This window comes from Geothrix oryzae (assembly GCF_030295385.1).
Lineage (GTDB): Bacteria > Acidobacteriota > Holophagae > Holophagales > Holophagaceae > Geothrix > Geothrix oryzae.
Genome location: NZ_AP027079.1, coordinates 2,155,056 through 2,174,805 on the forward strand (window position 1 = coordinate 2,155,056; position 19,750 = coordinate 2,174,805).

The following is a 19,750-nucleotide window of genomic DNA, read 5'->3' on the forward strand; positions in this document are numbered from 1 at the left end:
CCCCATGTCCGATCCGATGGCTCAATTCCGCACGGCCTTCTTTGAGGAGGCGACCGAACTGGCGGACGGCATGGAAGCCACCCTGCTGTCCCTGGACCTGGAGACCGTGGAGACGGAGGACCTGCACACGCTGTTCCGGGCGGCGCATTCCATCAAGGGCAACGCGGGCACCTTCGGGTTTCCCGCCGTGGCCGCCTTCACGCACCAGCTGGAGAACACCCTGGAGCCCGTGCGTCAGGGCTCCCGGGCCATGACCGCCGAGCTGCGCGAGCTGCTACTGCAGGGCGTGGACCTCATCCGCAGCCACCTGCACCACGCCCGACTGGAGGAGGCCCTTCCGGCCAAGGACCAGTTGGCCCAGGAGGCCCTGGTCGCCAAGCTCCAGGCCGGCCCTGCCCTGCCCGCCGCGCCGGCGCCCGCGACACCCCTGGCATCCAGGAGCGGCACCGGCTACGCCATCCGCTTCGAGGCCCCGGTGGATTCGTTCCGCCGCGGTGTGAACCTGGAGCGGCTGTTCCGGGATCTGGGCAAGCTCGGCACCCTGCGCGCCTGGCTGGACACGGCGCGGCTTCCGGCCTTCGACCAGCTGGAACCCGAGGACTGCCACCTGGCCTGGGACCTGCGTCTCGAGTCGGCCTGCCCGCAGGCGAGCGTGGAGGAGGTCTTCGAATTCGTGGCGGAAGGCGAGAACCTGCACATCCAGCCCCTGCCACCCGAGCATGTCGTGCCGCCCCTGGGCGAGATCCTCCAGGTGGAAGCCGGCGTCAGCCCCAAGGACATCCGCGACGCCCTCTCCCAGCAGAAGCACCTGGGCGAGCTGCTGGTGGAGGCGGGCAAGGTGAAGCCCGAGGCCGTCAGCAAGGCCCTGGACCAGCAGCAGAAGAAGCGGAGCCAGGCCGAGGCCTCCACGGTGCGGGTGGCCACGGACAAGATCGACCGCCTGGTGAACCTGGTGGGCGAGCTGGTCATCACCCAGGCCATGCTGGCCCAGGCCTCGCAGCTGGCCCACACGCCCGCGGGCGAGGAGCGGATGAGCGCGGCCCTGCTGCAGCTGGACCGCCAGACCCGCGAGCTGCAGGAGCGGGTCATGGGCATCCGCATGGTCCCCGTGGACATGGTGTTCTCGCGCTTCCCGCGCATGGTCCACGAGCTGGGCAAGCAGCTTGGGAAGGAGGTCGAGCTCGTCATGGAGGGCCAGGCCACGGAACTGGACAAGACCTTCATTGAGATGCTGGTGGATCCCCTCACGCACCTGGTGCGCAACGCCGTGGATCACGGCATGGAGGAGAAGGAGGCCCGCCACGCCTCCGGCAAGCCCGCCGTGGGCACCATCGCCCTGCGCGCCGCCAGCCGAGGCGGACACATCCACATCGAGGTCAAGGACGATGGCCGAGGGCTGGATCGGGACCGCATCTTCGCGAAAGCCGTGGAGCGCGGCCTCCTGCCTGCGGGCAACCGGCCCCCGGACGAGGAGCTGAACCTCCTGATCTTCGAGCCGGGCTTCTCCACCGTGGAGCAGGTCTCGGATCTCTCCGGCCGCGGGGTGGGCATGGATGTGGTGCGCCAGAATGTGCGCGCCCTGGGGGGCCGCATCGAGGTCGAAAGCCAGGTCGGCCGGGGCACCACCATCCGCCTGGTCCTGCCCCTCACCCTGGCCATCCTGGACGGGCTCACGGTGCGGGTGGGCGAGGAGACCTTCGTCTTCCCCCTGGCCTCGGTGCTGGAGAGCTTCCAGCGGCAGGCCTCGGACATCCAGACCGTAAAGGGCGATCGCGAGGTGATCAGCCTGCGGGGCGAGTTCATCCCCGTGGTGCGCCTCCAGCGCCTGATGGAGGGCGGCGCTGCGGACGGCGCCATCGGCCGCACGCTGCTGGTGCTGGTGGAATCCGAGGGCCGGCGGGCCGCCATGGCGGTGGATGAGCTGCTGGGTCAGCAGCAGGTGGTCATCAAGAGCCTGGAGACCCACTACCGCCGCGTGGAGGGCATCTCGGGCGCCACCATCCTCGGGGACGGCCGCGTGGCCCTGATCCTCGATGTGCCGGGGCTCCTGCGCATGGAGGCCAGCGCGGCGGTCCCAACCACGGTCGAGGCATGAAGCGGTCCACCGCGGACCTCGCGCCCCGGGGCCCAGTGTCTCGGGGCCCGGTATCCCGGGGTCCGGCGCTCCGGGAGGTCGCCGGTCCCGACCGCGTGCCGCTGTCCCAGGAGACCTTCCAGGCCCTGCGGAACCTCCTGCACGACCATTCGGGCATCGCCCTGGCCCCCCACAAGCTCACGATGGTCCAATCCCGCCTGGCCAAGCGGCTGCGCGTCCTGGGCCTGCCCGACTACGAGGCCTACCTGGAGAAGGTCGGCGAGACCGACTCCAGCGAGTGGGCCGAGTTCATCAACGCCCTCACGACGAACCTCACGAGCTTCTTCCGGGAAGGGCACCATTTCACGCGGCTGGTGGAGCTGCTGACGGCCTCGGGCGCCGCCACGGGCAAGCTCCGCGTCTGGAGCGCCGGCTGCTCCACCGGCGAGGAGCCCTACACCCTGGCCATGACCCTGCTGAAGGCCTTCGGCCCCTCGGCCCGCATCCAGATCGTAGCCACGGATCTGGACACCGCCGTGCTGGAGACCGCCGCCCGCGGCATCTACCCCATGGCCCGCATCGAGGGGCTGTCCGACGAGTGGAAGCGCTTCGCCTTCCTGCGCGGCACGGGCGAGCGCCGCGGCCAGGCGCGCGTGCGGCCCGAAGTCCGGGACCTGGTCTCGTTCCAGCAGATGAACCTGCGCGATGCCGCCTGGCCCCTGGAAGGAGGGCCCTTCCAGGCCATCTTCTGCCGCAATGTGATGATCTACTTCGACAAGCCCACCCAGCGGGAGCTGCTGGGCCGGTTCCGGCAGACCCTGGCCCCGGGAGGTCTCCTGTTCGTCGGCCATTCCGAGGCCCTGCTGGATGCGGCCCTGGGCTTCCAGTCCCTGGGCCAGACCATCTACCGGCGGAAGGAGGGCACGCCGTGAGCCCGCCCCCCGTCCCCCTGGTGCTCGGCCGGGCCTCGAAGTATCTGGACCGGCACTTCAACCGCCAGGCCATGAAGATCCTCCCCGGCGAGTTCTACGCCACGACCGAGGACGAGGTGATCGTCACCGTTCTGGGCAGCTGCGTGGCCGCGTGCCTCCTGGATCCCATCGCCATGGTGGGGGGCATGAACCACTTCATGCTCCCCGTGAAGCAGGGGGAACGCGATCCCGATGTGTTCTACGCGGCCCGCTACGGCGCCGCCGCCATGGAGTACCTCATCAACAACCTGCTGCACCTCGGTGCCCAGCGGGACCGCCTGGTGGCCAAGGCCTTCGGCGGCGGCAAGGTCATGCGGGGGCTCACCGATGTCGGCGCGCAGAACATCGACTTCGTCCGGGGCTTCCTCCGAGCGGAGAACATCCCCCTCTGGAACGAGGACATGGGGGGCTCCTGCCCCCGCAAGGTCTACTTCTTCCCCCATACGGGGCAGGTCCTCGTCAAGCGCATCGAACACACCCACAACGACACCGTCCTCGACCGCGAACGCTCCTACTTCCAGGAAGTCAGCCAAGTGCCCCTCGAGGGCGATGTGGAACTCTTCTCGTGACCGCGGACGCGAAGCGGCGCGTGCTCGTCGTGGATGACAGCGCCCTGGTCCGCCAGGTGCTCAGCGCCATCCTCGCCCGCCATCCCCTGCTCGAAGTCGTGGGCACGGCCCGGGATCCCTACGATGCCCGGGAGAAGATCAAGCAGCTCTCGCCGGATGTCCTGACGCTGGATGTCGAGATGCCCCGCATGGACGGCCTCACCTTCCTGGGCAAGCTCATGCGGGCCCACCCGCTGCCGGTGGTGATGCTCTCCAGCCTCACGGACAAGGGCACCGCCACGGCCCTCGACGCGCTGGACCTCGGCGCCGTGGATGTGATCGGCAAGCCCGCCCTGGATCAGGCCGTGGGCCTGGAAGCCATGGGGGCCGAAATCGCCGAGACCGTGCACGCGGCCTCCTTCGCCCGGATCCATCGCGCCGCTCCCGCCCTACCCTCCCCGGCCTTCTCGGCCCCCACGGCCGCCATGGCCCCCCTCGCCACCCGGGCCCGGGCGGGCCGCAGCCTCATCGCCGTCGGCTCCAGCACGGGCGGCACCGAGGCCCTCCGCCGGATTTTCGAAACCATCCCAGGGAACCTTCCGCCCATCGCCGTGGTTCAGCACATGCTCCCCGGCTTCACCCCGGCCTTCGCGGACCGCCTCGACCGGGCCAGCGCCGCCACGGTGAAGGTGGCCGAGGATGGGGAATCGCTCCAGAGTGGAACGGTCTACCTCGCCCCCAGCGACCAGCACTTCACCGCGGTGCGCCGCGGCGCGGGCCTGGCCGTCCAGCTCCGGGAAGGCGAACGGGTCTCCCGCCACCTGCCCTCGGTGGATGTGCTCTTTGAGTCCGTGGCCGAAGCCTGCGGCCCCCACGCCTTGGGCATCATCCTCACGGGCATGGGCGAGGACGGCGCCAGGGGCCTCCTCCGCATGCGCCAGCGGGGCGCCCGCACCCTCGGCCAGGACGAGGCCACCTGCGTGGTCTACGGCATGCCCCGGGTCGCCTGGGCCCGCGGCGCGGTGATGGAACAATGCCCTCTACCCCTGGTGCCCCACCTCATCGCAGAGTGGTGCGAACGCCAACCCTGACCGCCCTCCCCCGACCTTCAGCGGCCGCCCGGCCCTGACTTCCCCCGATCCCCGCCATGTTCAAAGTGCCCACCTCCCTGATCCGGCCGAGCATGCCCAGGACCTTCCTGTTCCTGCTCGGCATCTGGTCGGTGATCGTGGGCTGCATCCTGGGGGTGGTCCTGTATTTCTCCACTCGGGAGGAGCGGGAGATCGCCCTCAACCGGGCCATGGACAGCTACCACAAGGATCTGGCCTACCGCCGCTGGGCTTCGGAGCGGGGCGGGGTCTATGTACCGCTCAACGGGAAGACGCCCCCCAATCCGCATCTGTCCCACCGGCCGGACCGGGACATCACCACCTCCCAGGGGAAGGCCCTCACCCTGGTGAACCCCGCCTACATGACGCGGATGGTGCACGAACTCGGAGCCGATGCCTACGGGTTGCAGGGCCACATCACCAGCCTGCATCCCATCCGGCCCGAAAACGCGCCGGATGCCTGGGAGCGGCGGGCCCTCGAGTCCTTCGAGCGCGGTGCCCGGAACTACTCCGAGGTGCTGAGGGAGAACGGGCGTCCGGTGCTGCGCTACATGGGCGCCTTCCTCGTCGATTCGAGCTGCCTGGCCTGCCACGCCCAGCAGGGCTACAAGGTGGGCGATGTCCGGGGCGGCATCAGCGTCACCGTGCCGGTCGGATCGGGCCCTTCGGCCCTCGGTCTGTCCCACAAGGCCATCTCCCTGCTGGCCGTGGCCTCGTTCTGGCTCATGGGCGCAGGCGCCATCTTCGTTTGGGTGCGGCGGATCGTGCGGTCGGCGCAGGTGCAGCAGCGGATGGTCGAGGAGCTGAAGGAGCGGTCCCAGCGCTTCGAGGCGATCCGGGCCACCACGCCGGACAGCCTGTGGTTCCTGGATCGGGAGGGGCTCATCCAATGGGTGAACGAGACCTACTGCCGCCTGTCCGGGTACGACCGGGAGGAGCTCCTGGGGCAGCCCATCTCCCTGGTCGAGGCCCAGGAAACCCCCGATGAGGTCGCCCACCACTTCGCCGACATCCAGCAGGGCCGGGATGTGGAGCACCGCTTCCGGACCCAGCACCGCGCCAAGGACGGCCGCATCCTCGACCTGGAAGTCACCACCTCCCTCTTGAGTTCCAAGGGTGAGGTCGTCTCCTTCCTCCGCGACATCACCCAGGAGGTCCAAGCCAGCCGGCAGATCCGCGAGAGCGAGGCCCGCTTCCGGCAGCTCTTCGAGTCCTCGCCCGCCCCCATGTTCATCCACCGGGAAGGCCGCATCCTCCACGCGAACCTGGCGATGGCAAGGCTCCTGGAGGCCGAGGATCCCGGCGGCATCCTGAACCGCGAAGTCATGCCCTTCATCCATCCGGACTTCCAGGCCGTGGTGGGGGAACGGGCCCGCGCCCTGCACGAATCGAACCTGCCCGCCCAGCCCATGGCCATGACCCTCCTCACCCTCAAGGGCCGCGAGGTCTGGGTGGAGGCCCAGTCGGTGTCGCTGGACCTTCCCGGCGGCTTGGCCGGGCTGGTTTTCGCCCAGGATCTCACCGAGCGGCGGCGCGCGGAGGACGAGCGGCTGAAGCTGGAAACCGAGATCCAGCACGCCCAGAAGCTGGACAGCCTGGGCAGCCTGGCGGGTGGCATCGCCCACGACATGAACAATGTGCTGGCCGCCATCCTGGGGATGTCCTCCCTGCTGCAGGCCAAGGCCCAGGGCGACGACGCCCTGGCGCGCTCGCTCCAGACCATCGAGAAGGCCGCCGGCCGGGGCCGGGACCTGGTGAAGGGCCTCACGGACTTCGCGCGGAAGGGGCTGCAGGAGGCCCGGATCATGGATCTGAACGCCATGGTCCGCGAGGAACTCGACCTGCTCGTCCGCACGAGCCGGCAGCGGTTCATCTTCGATGTCCAGCTCGAAGACGACCTCCCGCCCATCATGGGCGAGCCGAGCACCCTGGGCAGCGCCTTCATGAACCTCTGCGTGAACGCCTTCGACGCCATGCCCCGCGGCGGGACGCTCCAGGTCCGCACCCGGCGGCAGGGCGCCCAGGTCATCCTGGTGGTGGCCGATACGGGCCAGGGCATTCCCGCGGAGGTCCTCCCCCGCGTCACCGAACCCTTCTTCACCACCAAGCCCACGGGCCGGGGGACCGGGCTGGGCCTCGCCATGGTCTACGGCACCATGAAGGCCCACGGGGGCGCCCTGGACATCCAGAGCGAGGTGGGCAAGGGCACCCGCATCAGCCTCAGCTTCCCCGCCGCCGAAAAAGGCGCGGAGACTGCTGGGGCCAAGCCGGTCGCCTCCGCACCCCAGGCGGCCAGCCTCCGCATCCTCGTGGTGGATGACGATGCCCTGATCCGGAGCATCCTGCCGGCCATGCTCGAGCAGCTCGGCCACCAGGTGGAGACGGCCTCCAGCGGGCTGGAGGCCCTCCGCCGCCTGGACGCGGGCCTGCCGGCGGACCTCGTGATCCTCGACCACAACATGCCGGGCCTCAGCGGGGCCGAGACCCTCCCCCGCATCCTCCAGCTGCGTCCGGGCCTCCGGGTCCTCGTGACCACGGGGTTCCTGGACAACGAGCTGAAGCTGCTGCTCGCGGGCTTCCCCGCCGTCCTGGCCCTCCAGAAGCCCTTCACCCTCGCCGAACTCCGGCAGCTGCTGGAGGGCCTGACGGGCCAGGATGAAACGGGAAATTAGAACTCAGTGGCTCATCCGGATGTCCACGGGGTTCTTGAAGGTGTCGTACAGCGGTGAAGTCCGCATCACCTGCTCGTGCAGCTCCTTGATCTGCTGCGGCGTGCCGCTGCAGGCGAGGTTCACCTTCACCCGGATCTGGGAGAGTCCGGACCGGATGGCCTTGTCCAGTTCGAGGAAGCCCCGGAGATCGGTATCCGTCTCCATGTCGAAGCTGAGGCTGGTGATGTCCAGCCCCATGGCCGCGGCGGTGTAGGCGTAGGTCACACTGAGGCAGGAGCTCAGGGCGTGCAGTGCTGCCTCGCCGGCGTTGGGCGCGAGGTCCGTGCCCAGCAGGGCGGCGGGCTCGTCACCCTCGAGGAACATGGGCGTGGCCCGCTTGTGCTCCTGCCCCGCTCCATAGAGGGAGTCGAAAGTGCTCTGCGAATGGGCCCGGTTGATCCACTTGGCCTTGGAGCGGAAGGTGAACTTGGCGAGGGCGGGATTGGCCTTCACCTGGGCGACCGTGGCGTTGAGGTCCTCCACATTCACCCCGTTGTGGATGGTTGCGATGCTGCCCATGAATCCTCCTTCTGGGATCGGGCCGCCGGCCGCCGGCAGGCCAAGCCTCCCGGCGGAGCAGCGCGTAGGGAACACCCAAGGCCGCCGCATGGCACGGCGCCCCCTGGAAACAGGTCCCCAGCATGGGCCGCGTTGAGTCTGAAACAAGGTCGCAAAATTCGAACCACCCCCCACCAGGGAACCGCCGTGGAAGGCTCCGTCACTTCGGGATGGGGATGGCCCGGGCGGCTTCCAGGGCCTTCCTCGCCCGCTCCCGTTCCGCCTCCGACGGCGTGCCCCAGACGGCGCGGCTGGGCTTCTGCTTGAGCAGCTGGAGAAGCTCCTCCACGGAGGCCAGCGACCGCCTCAGGCTCTTGAGGCTGGCCTCGACCTCGGGCTGGTCTTCGGTGCGGAAGCGCGCCAGCAGGCCATCGGACTGCTGCAGCACCGAGGCCAGATTCACCAGGATCCGGTCCAGCTCGGGGCCCCGCGCCTCCAGCAGGGACCGCGTCACGGCCAGGCTCTTCTCCAGGTCCGCGAGGGCCCGGTCGGCGCCGGCCATGCTGCGGTCCGCATGGGCCGTCAGGCCGCGGCCCTCACGGGCCAGAGCCTGGAATTCGCGCAGGGTGGCATCCAGGGATCGCAGGGCCTGGGCCACGGAGGGGTGCTCCAGCAGGTCCCCCAGCCCCTTCTTCTGGACGCGGTCCCTCATGGCATCCAGGGACCCATTCAGGTTGGCCAGCAGACGGTCGGCGCGCTCGAGCACGCCGCCGAGGGAGACTCCGGCCACGCCCGGGATCTGGTCACCCGCAGTCAACGCCACGGTCCGCTCCACCACCTCAGGCAGCTGCAGGTCGAGCATCACGCTGCCCACGCCCTTGGGCGCCACCACGGCCCGGGTGCCGCGCCAGAGGCGGATGTCCTCGCGCACGGAGATGGTGGCGAGGAAGTGATAATCCACGCCCTCCTGCACCATGTCCACCCGATCGACGGCCCCCACGCGGTAGCCCTTCAACTGGACATCGGTGCCGGGCACGAGCCCTTCCATCTCATCGAGGCGCACCACCAGCCGGTGCGTCTTCTCCGTCACGGCCCCGGCATTCTTGTAGGCCAGCAGCCCCACGAAGAGGGCCAGGGCCAGGAGGACGAAGAGCCCGAGGCGGGCGTCCTGCTTTTCGAAGTTCATGGCGCCTCCGGCGGCGATGAGGGGGAACGCAGAGCCAGCCGGTGGGCCTCAAGGCCCGGGAAGGTGGCGGCGTCCTCGGCGGCGATCACCAGCGTGCGCTCCGGGTCGCCCGCCCAGGTCCCCACCAGATCCAGGACCAGCGCGCGGTCTGCTGCGTCCAGGCCCTCCAGGGGCTCGTCCAGCAGCGCCAGCTCGGGATCCAGGGCGAGGAGACGGGCGAGGTTCGCATGCTTGCGGGCGGCGCCGCTCACCGCATGGGGCCTGAGCCCGGCCACCGGGCTCAGGCCCAGGCGCTCCAGCGCGCTCCCGACCCGGATCTGGACTTCGTGGTGCGGCAGGCCGCGGAACCGCAGCGGCAGGGCTACATTGTCCGCCAGGCTCAGGTTCGAAAGCAGCCCACCGGCGGCGAAGGCGAAGCCCATCCGGACGCGCCCGGCCAGGGCCAGGGCGCCGTCGCCGGGCCAGACGGGAACGCCCGCAATCTGCACCTGGCCCGCCCGGGGGCGTTCCACGCCCGCGATCACCTTCAGCAGCCGGCTCTTGCCCGATCCGCTGCCCCCCGTCACCAGGAGGTTCGCGCCGCGCGACAGCGAGAGGTCCAGCCCCTCAACCAGGGGCCGCCCCTCGGGCGAATCGCAGGCGAGGCCGCGGAGCTCGAGCATCAGAAGTAGAAGAGCGCGGCCACGAGGCCGTCGATCAGGAACACCGCCACCAGGGCCGACACCACGGTCTTGGTGACGGCCTGGGGGATCTCGGTCTGGCTGCGCCGGATCCGCAGCCCGAAGTGGCAGGCATGGAAGGTGATGGCCCCCGAGAAGAACACGATCTTCAGCAGAGTCGCGGCGAAGTCGCGGTTGGACAGCGTCTGTCGAACCGAATCCATGAAGAACCCGAAGGTGACGCCGTACTTCAGCCTGGCCACGAGAAAGCCACCGGAAAGGGCCGCCGCGTCGAAGAACACCACCAGGGCGAAGACCGAGACGAGCACGCCCAGCCAGCGGGGCAGCAGGAGGTACTGGTAGGGATTCACGCCGTGGGCGGCCAGGGCATCCACCTCCCCGTTCAGCTGCATGGTGCCCAGCTCGGCGGCGATGGCCGTGGAGCTGCGGCCGATGACCAGGACCGCCGTCAGCAGCGGACCCAGCTCCCGGAGGATGATCAGTACCATCAGCGCGCCGATGTAGTTTTCCGCCCCCAGCCCGGACAGCTGGCTGAAGGCCTGGATCAAGGTCACGGCGCCCAGCAGCAGGGCCGTCCCGGCCACGAGCGCCCCCGCGTCGAGCCCCGTGAACCGGATCTGAAGCTTCGTCTGCGCCCCCACCACCGCCAGCTGGCCGAACCGCAGGAACAGGGCGTCCCGCAGCGTCCGCAGCACCAGGTGAGCCTGATCGCCCAGGAACTCCAGGAAACCGCGCACGGGCGCGCCGAGCCGCGCAAGGAAAGCCATGTCTCACCCAAGGGATGATTCAGGCTAGCAGAAAATCGATCACTTCAAGACGAAGCCGTCCGCATAGTCGATGACCGTCACCACCCGGTAGTCGCGGTGGGGGGCGGAACCCGCGCCGGCCTGGTGCAGGTCCGGATTGAAGAGGCCCTTCCGGTGGCCGCGGCCCGGCACGCCATCGTCGATCAGCAGCTGGATCACCACCTGCCGCGCCTCGTCCTCGCCGGTGCTGATGTTCTCCGCGATGAGCCCATGCCAGGTGCCGATCCGGTTGAGCCGGTCCGACGGACGGCTGCCGTCGGAACCGGTGTGGTCCAGGCTGCCGCGGGGCCCGAGATCCCGGGCGTGGGCCCGCGCCGCCCGGGCCAGCCCCTCGTTGAAGCGCAGCGGCCCGAGGGGCCGGGCCGACTCGAGAAAGGCGATGGCCTCGTCCAGGGCCGCCACGCCCTCCTCGGTGCGCAAGGGTACGCGGCCGGGCCGCTTCCAGAGCGTGCCCTCGAACCCGGAGCGCAGCTCCCGCAGATGCTTCGCGTAGGCCCTCGGCCGCATCCGGGCCTCGCTCATCTCCTGCACCACCGCCCGCTCGAAGGGGGTGGCAACCTCGGGGGCCGGCGCCTGGGCCGGAAGCAGCAGCGTGACGAGGGACAGTACGGCGGTCCTCATGGATACCTCGGGGATCCTCCAGAATAGACGCGAGGGAATCCGCCTCCTTCAGACGGCCGGTTCGTCGAGGCGGCGGGAGGGCGTACGGACCTCGGCGCCTCCGCTCTCCTGGCCCTGGCTCTCGCCCTAGCCCTCGCCCCACTGGCGCCAAGGCAGCCATGGATGGATCTGGCAGGCCAGGCAGACGCCGAGGAACGCCTCGAGGCCCGCGCAGAGGCCGAGCGTGGCCGCCAGGGCATGGCCCAGGGACCGCAGTCCCACCAGCCAAGCCAACCCGGTTCCCAGCGAAAACAGAAAGCCCAGAGAGGCCGCGAAGCGCTTGGGACCGGCGTTGACCGTCCGTGCGGGGAGATCCGCCCACCGGCGGAGGAATCCCGCCAAGCGCGCCACGGGGCTCCAGGCTGAACGCCCCGCGGCGCGGAACGCGAAATCCGCTGCCAGGGTTAGGACCATCCAGGCCCAGCCGCCTCCGACCGCCAGCGCCAAGAGGCCCAGCGACAGGCCTGCGGCGATCCGGCCCGCCGTTTCATCCACAAGATTCGGGACGATGGGGCAGCTCGGTCCAGGCCGGGTCACCGCTGAAGGCACGCGCGCGTCCGACCTCATGCCTAGAGCGCGGGGCCGTCGATCTCGGCGAACAGGGGATGCGTGAGGTAGCGCTCGCCGGTGTCGCAGAGCACGGCCACCACGGTCTTGCCCTCGCCCAGCTCCTTCGCCACTTCCAGGGCCGCGAAGACGATGGCGCCGGTGCTGATGCCCGTGAGCAGGCCCTCTTCGCGGGCCAGGCGGCGGGCGATGGCGATGGCGTCGTCGTAGCCCACGGGACGGACGCGCTGGAAGGCCTGGCGGTTCAGAATGCCCGGCACGAAGTTCGGCCCCAGGCCCTGGAGCTTGTGCGGGCCCGCCTTGCCCGTGCTCAGCAGGGGCGAGGTCTCCGGTTCCACGGCCACCACCAGGGTGCCCGGCTTCTTCTCGGCGAGCACCTCGCCCACGCCGGTCACGGTGCCGCCCGTGCCCACGCCGGCCACGAAGGCATCCAGCTCCGGCACCTGCTCCAGGATCTCCAGGGCCGTGGTCCGCCGGTGGACCGCCGGGTTGGCGGGGTTCTCGAACTGGCGCACGAGGAAGTAGGAGGGATCTCCATCCGCCAGTTCCTGGGCCTTGTCCACCGCGGCCTTCATGCCGCCGGAGCCCGGCGTCAGCACCAGCTCGGCCCCGTAGGCCTTCAGCAGGGCCCGGCGCTCCTGCGTCATGGTGTCGGGCATCACCAGCGTGATCTTGTAGCCCTTGGCCGCAGCCACGAACGCCAGGCCGATGCCCGTGTTGCCGCTCGTGGCCTCCAGGAGGGTCATGCCGGGCTTCAGCGCGCCTCGGGCCTCCGCGTCCTGGATCATGCTCAAGGCGATGCGGTCCTTCACGCTGCCGCCCGGGTTGGCGCTCTCGAGCTTCACATAGACCTTGGCCGAGCCCTTCGGCACGAGGCGGTTCAGGCGGACGACGGGGGTGTAGCCCACCAGATCGTAGGCATGTTCAACGCGGTTGGGGCGGTCGGTGGGGCGGCTCATGGTTCCCTCCAGGGTTCGGGCAGGGCCCGGACTCTGGAGTATGGGAATGGAAAAGAAATTGTCAAGTTTGTTAATTGTTTTAGTTGTATATTAACTCCCGGAGGATGGCGATGAAGGGTTCGGCCAAAGGACGCTACGGGCTGCTGTTCATGGTGGATCTGGCGCTGCAGGCCGGACGGGGTCCAGCACTCGTGGCGGCCATCGCCGAGCGCCAGGCCCTGCCCCCCAAGTTCCTCCGGGTGCTCCTCGGCAACCTCAAGGCGGCGGGGCTCGTGAAGGTCCAGCGGGGCCCTAGCGGGGGCTGTGAACTGGCCCGGCACCCCAGCCACATCACGGCCCTCGAGGTGCTGGAGGCCCTGGAAGGACGCTGGACCGCCGCCAGCCTGCCCACCGATGCCACCCCCGGGGCCCGGGCCGTCCGCGAACTCTGGACGCGCAGCACCGAGGCCGCCCGCGCCGTCCTCCGCGCCACCACCCTCGCCGACCTGGCCGCCCGGCAGCAGGCCCTGGAAGTGGACAGCCACGGCTACTCGATCTGAGAACTCCAAGCCGCGGAGGGGAACATCAGGGGCCCTATTCGTACCGGAGCGCGTCGATCACATCCAGCCGCGCCGCTTTGAGTGCGGGCAGGAATCCGGCGACCACCCCGACCATCCCGCTGAAGAAGAGGCCCAGCATCACGGCCCAGGTCTCCGCCACGGCCGGAAGCTGGAAGTGCTGCAGGACGGTGATGGCCACCAGGCCCAACGCGACTCCCGCGATGCCGCCCATGAGGGACAGGGCGACCGCCTCCGTGAGGAACTGCCAGAGGACCTGGTGCTGGGTGGCCCCGACCGCCCGGCGCATGCCGATCTCCCGGGTGCGCTCCGTGACGCTCACCAGCATGATGTTGGCGATCCCGATCCCGCCGACCACCAGGGAGATGCTCGCGGCCACGGCCAGGAGCGCCGTCAGGAGGCTGGCCTGCTGGTTTTGCATCTGCACGATGTCGTCCTGCTTTCGGATCTGGAAGGGGTTCACATCCTTGGGCGGGACTTTCAGGTGCTGGCGGAGCAGGGCGGTGATCTCCGCTTCGGCGAGTTCGGCCTCCCCTTCATGGGCGCTGACCATGATGCGCTGGATGGTCGTCCGGCCCATGACCATGCGCATGACCGTGGTGTAGGGGCCCACGATCAGGTCGTCTTGGTCCCCCCACATGCCCGCGCCCTTCTTTTCGAGAACGCCCACGACCTGGAATGGGAGGTGGTTCACCCGGATGATCTGCCCCAGGGGATCCTCGCCACTGGCGAACAGGTTGTCTTTCACGGTCTGGCCGATCACGCAGACCTTGGCCATCCCCCTCACCTCCGCCTCGGTGAAGAAGCGCCCGGCCTGGAGATCCCAGCCCCGGATTCCCAGGAATTCCGTCCCCGTGCCCTGGAGCTGTGTCAGGTAGTTGGTGTTCTGGTAGACCACCGGCCGCGTGGTCTGCACCTGGGGCGTGGCCGCATGCACCGTGGAGAGGGCCAGTTCCTGCTGGATGAGCTCCGCGTCGTCCGGCCGCAGGATCTCCGCGGAACCCATGGCTTGCGGCCCGTGGTGCGTGTGGGTTCCCGGAGCGCCCGGGAAGATCGTGAGCATGTTCGAGCCCATGTTCCGGATGATCGCGAGGGAGGCGCGCTTGGAACCCTCGCCGATCCCGATCATGGCGATGACCGCCCCCACCCCCACGATGATTCCGAGCATCGTCAGCAGGGCCCGGATCTTGTTCCGAAGAATGGCGTGGACGGCGATCTTGAGCAGCTCCATGGATCCCATGGGCCCTCCGAAAGGTTCACTACCTGGAAGTGTACGCCCGGAGAAAACCCACGGGGCCGCCATGGGCCTCTGCAGGCTTTTCCTCCGTGGACCTTCAGGGCTGGAAAGAGATCGCCGTCCCCTCCGCCGCGGCGTGCCCCTTGGCCTGCACCTCGCCGCTCCGGTAGACGGCCCAGCCGGGGAGCCCGCGGGGAATGGCCTTGGTCATGGCCCACTGCTGCACGCGGCTGTTGGCGAGGATGAGCACCATCATGCGCTTCGGGTTCCAGGGGTTGGGGAAGGCGGCGAAGAGGCCGTCATCGGGTCGACCGTAGGTTCGGCCCTGCCACTTGAACCAGCCGGCCCCGGCCTCGAAGGGCAACTTGCCCTCGGCCTGGAGGCGGGCCGTGAGCCCGTTGTCGGCGGGACCGCCGAAGATGATCAGGTCGCTGGTGGCCAAATCGGACTCGCGGGTCTCCGCATCGGCCTGGGTGGGCAGCAGCACCTCGGTCATGTTGTCGGCCAGGGCGTCCCGGTAGGTCAAGGCGAGGGTGCGCTGGGCCTCCACCTCGCGGCCGGTTCCGTAGACCAGGCGCGTGGCGCTCCAGTCGTCCAGCACATTGCCCGGCACCCAGAAGTTGGCGCGGGCCAGGGGAATGTCGTTCCCGGCATTGAAGACCAGGCGCGTGGGCCTGGCCTCGCTGCGGAAGGTGAAGCTGGTCTTGCCGGCCTTGCCTTCGACGCGCTCCAACCGGGAGCCCTTCTCCGTCTCCAGGTTCACGAAGGCCACGAAGGGATAGACGGAACCTGTCTGCTCGAGATCCACCTTCACGTCATAGGCTTCGCCGGCCTTTTCGACCCGGGCCTGGATTTTGGGAGCCGGCAGGTCCGCGCGCTCGATCCAAGGTTTCAGGATCGGCGCCAGATCCTTTCCGGCGGCCTCAGACATCACCTTCAGAAGGTCCGCCGTCCGGGCAGGCTTCCCGTTGAATCGGGTGTGAACCGCCTGCATGGCCTTGGCGAAGGCGGCGTTGCCCAGGTGCAGCCGCAGCTGGTGCAGCGCGAACACGCCGCGGATGCGCGGAATCTGGTAGGCGCCGTAGCGGTCGTAGTCCGTGGTGGTGGCCAGGGGCGCCTTGGCGCCCTCCTTGGCCTCCAGCCAGAGGTGGCGGGTGTTCAGATCCGCCAGGGCGGCGCTCTGGGTCTCGAAGGCCTTGGCCGGTGCGGCGGGAAGGTTCTTCATCTGCTGCCAGTAGGCCGCCGAGGCGCTGATGAACCAGTTCTCCGCATCGGAGGCCGGTTTGACCGTTCCGGTCCAGAGTCCCTTCGCGTCGAAGCTGAACGCCTCCTTCGCACCACCGACTTCCGGCGCGGGCGCCGCCTTCATTCCCTTTTCCTGACTCCAGGTCGCCCGGGCGGCCTGGAGCTTCGCGGTCACCCAGATGGGGCTGAACGCGGTGTACCCATGGGTCAGGTGCGGCGTGGCGCCCGGCAGGTCGGCGATCCAGCGCCCGCCCACCATCTTTTCCCGCTGGGTGGTCTTGCCCTGGTGGGCGATGAAGACGAGCTTCTCGGCCATCTCGGCGGTGGTGAGCTTGGCGTCGCAGGCGTGGGGGCGGTTGATGGGGCTGGTGGCCATGACGCGCGTGGCGATGTCGATGTCGAAGCCGGTGGGGCCGTAAGTCTTGAACACCTCCTGGAAGGCGATGTCGCGGTTCCAGGTGTTGAAGGCCAGGTCCGCCGGGGCGTTCTCGGGGTTCGCGCCGTACTCGCTGCGGACCTCCAGATCGCGGTTGTTGTTGTTGGCCCAGATGAAGTCCTTGTGGTTGCCCGGCGTGTCGGCGGGCTTGCCCTTGGTGCCCGTGCGCCACATCTTCGTCTTCTCGGTGCCCAGCAGGAAGCAGGCGCCCTCGTCGGTCTTGGCGTCGGCCATGGTCCAGTCGTTGGTGTAGAGACCGTTGTTCTGCTTGAAGAGGATGGCGGCCGCCTCGTCGATGCTGGAGGCGTACTGCACGGCCTTGCGGATGCGGTTGCTCTGCGGGGTGCCGTCGGCATGGAAGGGCGTCTGACCCACGGTGGTCTCGCCCATCACCAAGCCCGAGGCGTTGAGATACCAGTCGGTGCCGCTGTGGATACCGCCCGCGAAGGTCTGCATCACGACGCGGTGCCCCTTCTCGGGCACCACATCCAGCATCACATTCCACTCGGTGCCCGTGTAGCCGTTCCACATGAACATCTGCGTAAAGAGGAAGCGGCCGCTCTTGGTGGCGCCCTTGGTGGCCACGAAGGAGGAGCAGTGGTCGCCCTTCCCGCCTTTGTCCACTTCGTCATCGCCAGTCATGAAGGTGCGGCCCGTGAGGGGGTTCGGGGCGTGGGCGAGGCCGTCCTGCAGCGAGCTCATGTCCACGGCGCTGTTGAGCGTCACGATGTCGAGGAGGTCGAGGTCCCGGCCCCTGAACTTCGCCCCGGCCTTCACGGCGCCGTCGGCGATGCCCTTCATCTCCTCCAGGAATTCCACATCGTACTTCCGGAAGAAGAGGGCGTCCGCCGTCTGGCGCTGGTCGGCCCAGCCGCGCACGGGATCCGCCGCATTCTTCAGCACGCCGAGCTTGGTGATGTAGCGCACGATCTCATCGGACATGAGCTCGCCGTGCTGGCGGCCCCGGGCGTAGGGCGCCCCTTCGATGTGCAGGAAGGTCCAGCCGCCCATCTCGTAGCGGAAACCCTTGCCCGCCCAGCGGACGGTCTGCAGGGGGACGAAGGCGGTGATGTCCTCCACCTTTTCGAGCTTGACGCCGCTGAAGGCCGCGGCTCCCGTGGCCTTGCCGTTGCGGCCCAGGTGGAGCTGCACACGGTCGGTGGAGCTGGTGGCCAGGAACAGCAGAGAGACTTTCCGCTCCGAGGTGCCGGCCACGCTCTGCGAAGCATTGGTGAAGGGGAAGCTCTCCATGGAAAGGCAGGCCCCCAGGGCCGTGGGGTAGCGGGCCTGGGCATCCGCCTTCACGCCTTCCGTGCGGATGGTGGCGCTCAGGCGATACAGCTCGCCGACTTTCAGCGCCACGGGGGCCGAGGCCAGCGTGGCCTCCGATCCCGCCGGGGCCGCCACGAGGCGCAGGTCCGCCACCGTCGCCGTGGAGCCCGGCTTCAGCGCCCAGCCCGACACGGGCAGATCGGATGCGGCGGCCTGGACTGCCACGGCCATCAACAGCCCAACGCAAAGCCTTCGGATCATGGGAGCCTCCGTCTCCCAGCATGCCAAACCCATCGCCAAATTGCCTCGCTTTTTGAGGCAATTTGGCGCACCAGTTAGTCTGGAACCATGACGCTGCGCAAATGGACCTTCACCGCTGACCCCGAAGACGCCGAACTGCGCCTGGATCAACTCATCGCGAAGCGCACGGAGCTGTCGCGGCGGGCGGCGCGGGAGGCCCTGAAGCTGGGCGGGGTGCAGGTGGACCGCAAGCGCGTGAAGGTGGCCGGCAAGCTCATCAAGCCCGGAACGGAAGTCCGCGTGGCCTTCGACCCCGACCTGCCCCCGGTCCCGACCACCGCCATCCCCGTGGTGTTCGAGGACGCCTGGATCCTGGCCGTGGACAAGCCCGCAGGCATCGCCACCCAGGGCACCTGGGCCACGGACCGTCACGACCTGCTGGCCCTGCTGAAGACCCAGAGGCCGGACCTGAACCTGTTCCTGCACCACCGCCTCGACCAGGGCACCTCGGGCCTGCTGGTGCTGGCCAAGGATCCGAAGGCCAACAAGGGCCTGGCCGCCGCCTTCGCGGGCCGGGATCTGGAGAAGCTCTACCTCGCCCGGATCTCCGCCCCCCTGGAGGCCTGCACCGTGGAGGCCCCCATCGGCCGCCTGCGGGGGGCCGACCCCGGCCGCTTCGGCTGCGAAGGCGACCTCATCGATCCCAAATCCGCCCGCACGGACTTCCGCCCCGCCACCGCGGAGGAAACCGCCGGGCTCACCCCCGGGTACTGGATCGTGGCGCGCATCCACACGGGCCGCACCCATCAGATCCGCGTCCACCTCACGCACCTGGGCCGCCCCATCCTCGGTGACAGCCTCTACGGGGGCGGGGCCTCGGACCGCCTCTGGCTTCATGCCTGGCGGCTGGGGCTGCAGCATCCCGTCACCGGAGCGGATCTGCGCCTGGAGGCGCCGCCCACGCGGTTCCAGGCATGAAACTCCCCCTCCTGTTCAACCCCGCCGCCGGTACCACGCCCAAGGATCCGGACGCGCTGCTGCGCCCCCTGCCGAAGGAGCTTCGGGATCGGGTGGAACCCCTCTCGTTCGGTCCGCCCTGGGACTTCGGGCCAGCCATCGATCAGGCCCTGCGCGCCGGAGGCCCCCTGCTGGTGTGGGGTGGAGACGGCACGATCCACCACGCCGCGAAGGCCCTGGTGCAGCGGGGCTGCCCGGTCCCCCTGGGCGCCCTCCCCGGCGGCAGCGGCAACGGCTTGGTGCGGGGGCTCCGCACCCCTCTGGAACCCGCGGGCGCCCTGCGCCGACTGCTGGAGGGCCGGGAACTGCGGCTGGACCTGCCGCGCCTGGATGGCGAGCCCTTCCTGAATGTCTGCGGCACCGGCTTCGAGGCCGCCGTGGCCCATCGCTTCGCCGCCCTGCCCGACCGCGGCTTCGGCACCTATGCCAAGGCGTGCTGGCAGCTGTGGCGCACCTGGCAGGCCGCGCCCCTGAGCTGGGACGCCGAGCTGGCCCCGGATCCCCGCCCCGCCAGCCGGCGGGAGAAGCTGCGGGCGGCATTCCGCGCCCCGCAGTCCGGCCTGCCGGAGGCCGCCTGGAGCCTCTGCTTCGCCAACCTCCCCACCTACGGCAGTGGTCTCTGGATCGCGCCCGGGGCCGACCCCACCGATGGCGCCCTGCAGTGGGCGACCCTGGCGCGCCCCTCCTGGTTCGACCTCATGGCGGAAGTGCCTGTGCTGTTCCGCGAGGGGGGACACACGCCCCTTCGGCATGAGGGCCGACTCCATCGCGCCGCGCTCCGCCTGGACCGCCCCCTGCCCTGGCACCTCGACGGCGAGCCCGTCCCCGCGCGCGACCGCGCCGAGCTCACCGTGGAGCCCCGGGCCTTCCGCATGCAGGTGACGGGGGCCTGTCCTTGGGATTGAACTTCCATGGGTAGATGGGCATGGGTAGATGGGAACAAGCCAAGGCCCGGCTCAGCCGGGCCTTGGTGCGGG

Annotated in this window: 17 protein-coding genes; 8 read left to right on the forward strand and 9 right to left on the reverse strand. The window is 69.4% G+C overall.

The window, feature by feature from the left end; genetic code table 11:
- Positions 1 to 4: 4 nt before the first annotated feature.
- From QUD34_RS09990 to QUD34_RS10010, 5 genes are read left to right on the forward strand one after another with little or no spacing between them, the layout of a single operon-like run.
- Positions 5 to 2,095, forward strand: coding sequence for a chemotaxis protein CheA (locus tag QUD34_RS09990; RefSeq protein WP_286353554.1), 2,091 nt, complete (start codon positions 5 to 7; stop codon positions 2,093 to 2,095).
- Positions 2,092 to 3,006 carry a CheR family methyltransferase gene (locus tag QUD34_RS09995; protein ID WP_286353555.1) on the forward strand — a complete coding sequence of 305 codons (915 nt, stop codon included), beginning with the start codon at positions 2,092 to 2,094 and terminating at the stop codon, positions 3,004 to 3,006. Before QUD34_RS09990 ends, QUD34_RS09995 begins: the two co-directional genes overlap by 4 nt.
- Positions 3,003 to 3,614, forward strand: coding sequence for a chemoreceptor glutamine deamidase CheD (gene cheD, locus QUD34_RS10000; protein ID WP_286353556.1), 612 nt, complete (start codon positions 3,003 to 3,005; stop codon positions 3,612 to 3,614). Before QUD34_RS09995 ends, cheD begins: the two co-directional genes overlap by 4 nt.
- The gene (locus tag QUD34_RS10005) at positions 3,611 to 4,684 is read left to right on the forward strand and encodes a protein-glutamate methylesterase/protein-glutamine glutaminase (protein ID WP_286353557.1); all 1,074 of its coding nucleotides are present in this window, start codon (positions 3,611 to 3,613) and stop codon (positions 4,682 to 4,684) included. Before cheD ends, QUD34_RS10005 begins: the two co-directional genes overlap by 4 nt.
- Positions 4,685 to 4,740: 56 nt before the next feature.
- On the forward strand, positions 4,741 to 7,374 hold the full coding sequence (locus QUD34_RS10010; RefSeq protein ID WP_286353558.1) for a PAS domain S-box protein: 2,634 nt from the start codon (positions 4,741 to 4,743) through the stop codon (positions 7,372 to 7,374).
- Between the two features lie 3 nt (positions 7,375 to 7,377).
- Here the strand turns inward: QUD34_RS10010 and QUD34_RS10015 are convergent, their stop codons facing one another.
- The 7 genes from QUD34_RS10015 to cysK form a co-directional block, all read right to left on the reverse strand.
- Positions 7,378 to 7,932: an OsmC family protein gene (locus QUD34_RS10015; RefSeq protein ID WP_286353559.1), complete on the reverse strand. Its 555-nt coding sequence runs from the start codon at positions 7,930 to 7,932 to the stop codon at positions 7,378 to 7,380.
- A gap of 199 nt (positions 7,933 to 8,131) precedes the next feature.
- Entirely contained in the window at positions 8,132 to 9,097 is a 966-nt protein-coding gene (locus tag QUD34_RS10020) for an MlaD family protein (RefSeq protein WP_286353560.1), read from the reverse strand.
- Positions 9,094 to 9,759 carry an ATP-binding cassette domain-containing protein gene (locus QUD34_RS10025; RefSeq protein ID WP_286353561.1) on the reverse strand — a complete coding sequence of 222 codons (666 nt, stop codon included), beginning with the start codon at positions 9,757 to 9,759 and terminating at the stop codon, positions 9,094 to 9,096. Before QUD34_RS10025 ends, QUD34_RS10020 begins: the two co-directional genes overlap by 4 nt.
- Positions 9,759 to 10,544 carry an MlaE family ABC transporter permease gene (locus tag QUD34_RS10030; RefSeq protein ID WP_286353562.1) on the reverse strand — a complete coding sequence of 262 codons (786 nt, stop codon included), beginning with the start codon at positions 10,542 to 10,544 and terminating at the stop codon, positions 9,759 to 9,761. Before QUD34_RS10030 ends, QUD34_RS10025 begins: the two co-directional genes overlap by 1 nt.
- 39 nt (positions 10,545 to 10,583) lie before the next feature.
- Positions 10,584 to 11,204 (reverse strand): CAP domain-containing protein, encoded by a 621-nt coding sequence (locus QUD34_RS10035; protein WP_286353563.1) that lies wholly within the window; start codon positions 11,202 to 11,204, stop codon positions 10,584 to 10,586.
- Positions 11,205 to 11,330: 126 nt separating this feature from the next.
- Positions 11,331 to 11,792, reverse strand: coding sequence for a DUF4395 domain-containing protein (locus QUD34_RS10040; RefSeq protein ID WP_286353564.1), 462 nt, complete (start codon positions 11,790 to 11,792; stop codon positions 11,331 to 11,333).
- A gap of 20 nt (positions 11,793 to 11,812) precedes the next feature.
- Complete coding sequence (gene cysK / locus QUD34_RS10045) at positions 11,813 to 12,769, reverse strand: cysteine synthase A (RefSeq protein WP_286353565.1); 957 nt, start codon at positions 12,767 to 12,769, stop codon at positions 11,813 to 11,815.
- A gap of 110 nt (positions 12,770 to 12,879) precedes the next feature.
- On the opposite strand from cysK, the gene QUD34_RS10050 reads away from it, so the two are divergent.
- Entirely contained in the window at positions 12,880 to 13,308 is a 429-nt protein-coding gene (locus QUD34_RS10050) for an RrF2 family transcriptional regulator (RefSeq protein WP_286353566.1), read from the forward strand.
- 34 nt (positions 13,309 to 13,342) lie between these two features.
- On the opposite strand, the gene QUD34_RS10055 is transcribed toward QUD34_RS10050, so the two are convergent.
- The gene (locus QUD34_RS10055) at positions 13,343 to 14,566 is read right to left on the reverse strand and encodes an ABC transporter permease (RefSeq protein WP_286353567.1); all 1,224 of its coding nucleotides are present in this window, start codon (positions 14,564 to 14,566) and stop codon (positions 13,343 to 13,345) included.
- A gap of 94 nt (positions 14,567 to 14,660) precedes the next feature.
- Positions 14,661 to 17,777, reverse strand: coding sequence for a C45 family autoproteolytic acyltransferase/hydrolase (locus QUD34_RS10060; RefSeq protein ID WP_286353568.1), 3,117 nt, complete (start codon positions 17,775 to 17,777; stop codon positions 14,661 to 14,663).
- An 87-nt stretch (positions 17,778 to 17,864) separates the two neighbouring features.
- Here QUD34_RS10060 and QUD34_RS10065 point away from each other — a divergent pair, with 87 nt between their 5' ends.
- Positions 17,865 to 18,734 (forward strand): RluA family pseudouridine synthase, encoded by an 870-nt coding sequence (locus QUD34_RS10065; RefSeq protein WP_286353569.1) that lies wholly within the window; start codon positions 17,865 to 17,867, stop codon positions 18,732 to 18,734.
- The gene (locus QUD34_RS10070; RefSeq protein WP_286353570.1) at positions 18,731 to 19,678 is read left to right on the forward strand and encodes a diacylglycerol/lipid kinase family protein; all 948 of its coding nucleotides are present in this window, start codon (positions 18,731 to 18,733) and stop codon (positions 19,676 to 19,678) included. The genes QUD34_RS10065 and QUD34_RS10070 overlap by 4 nt, the downstream gene beginning before the upstream one ends.
- Positions 19,679 to 19,750: the final 72 nt, after the last annotated feature.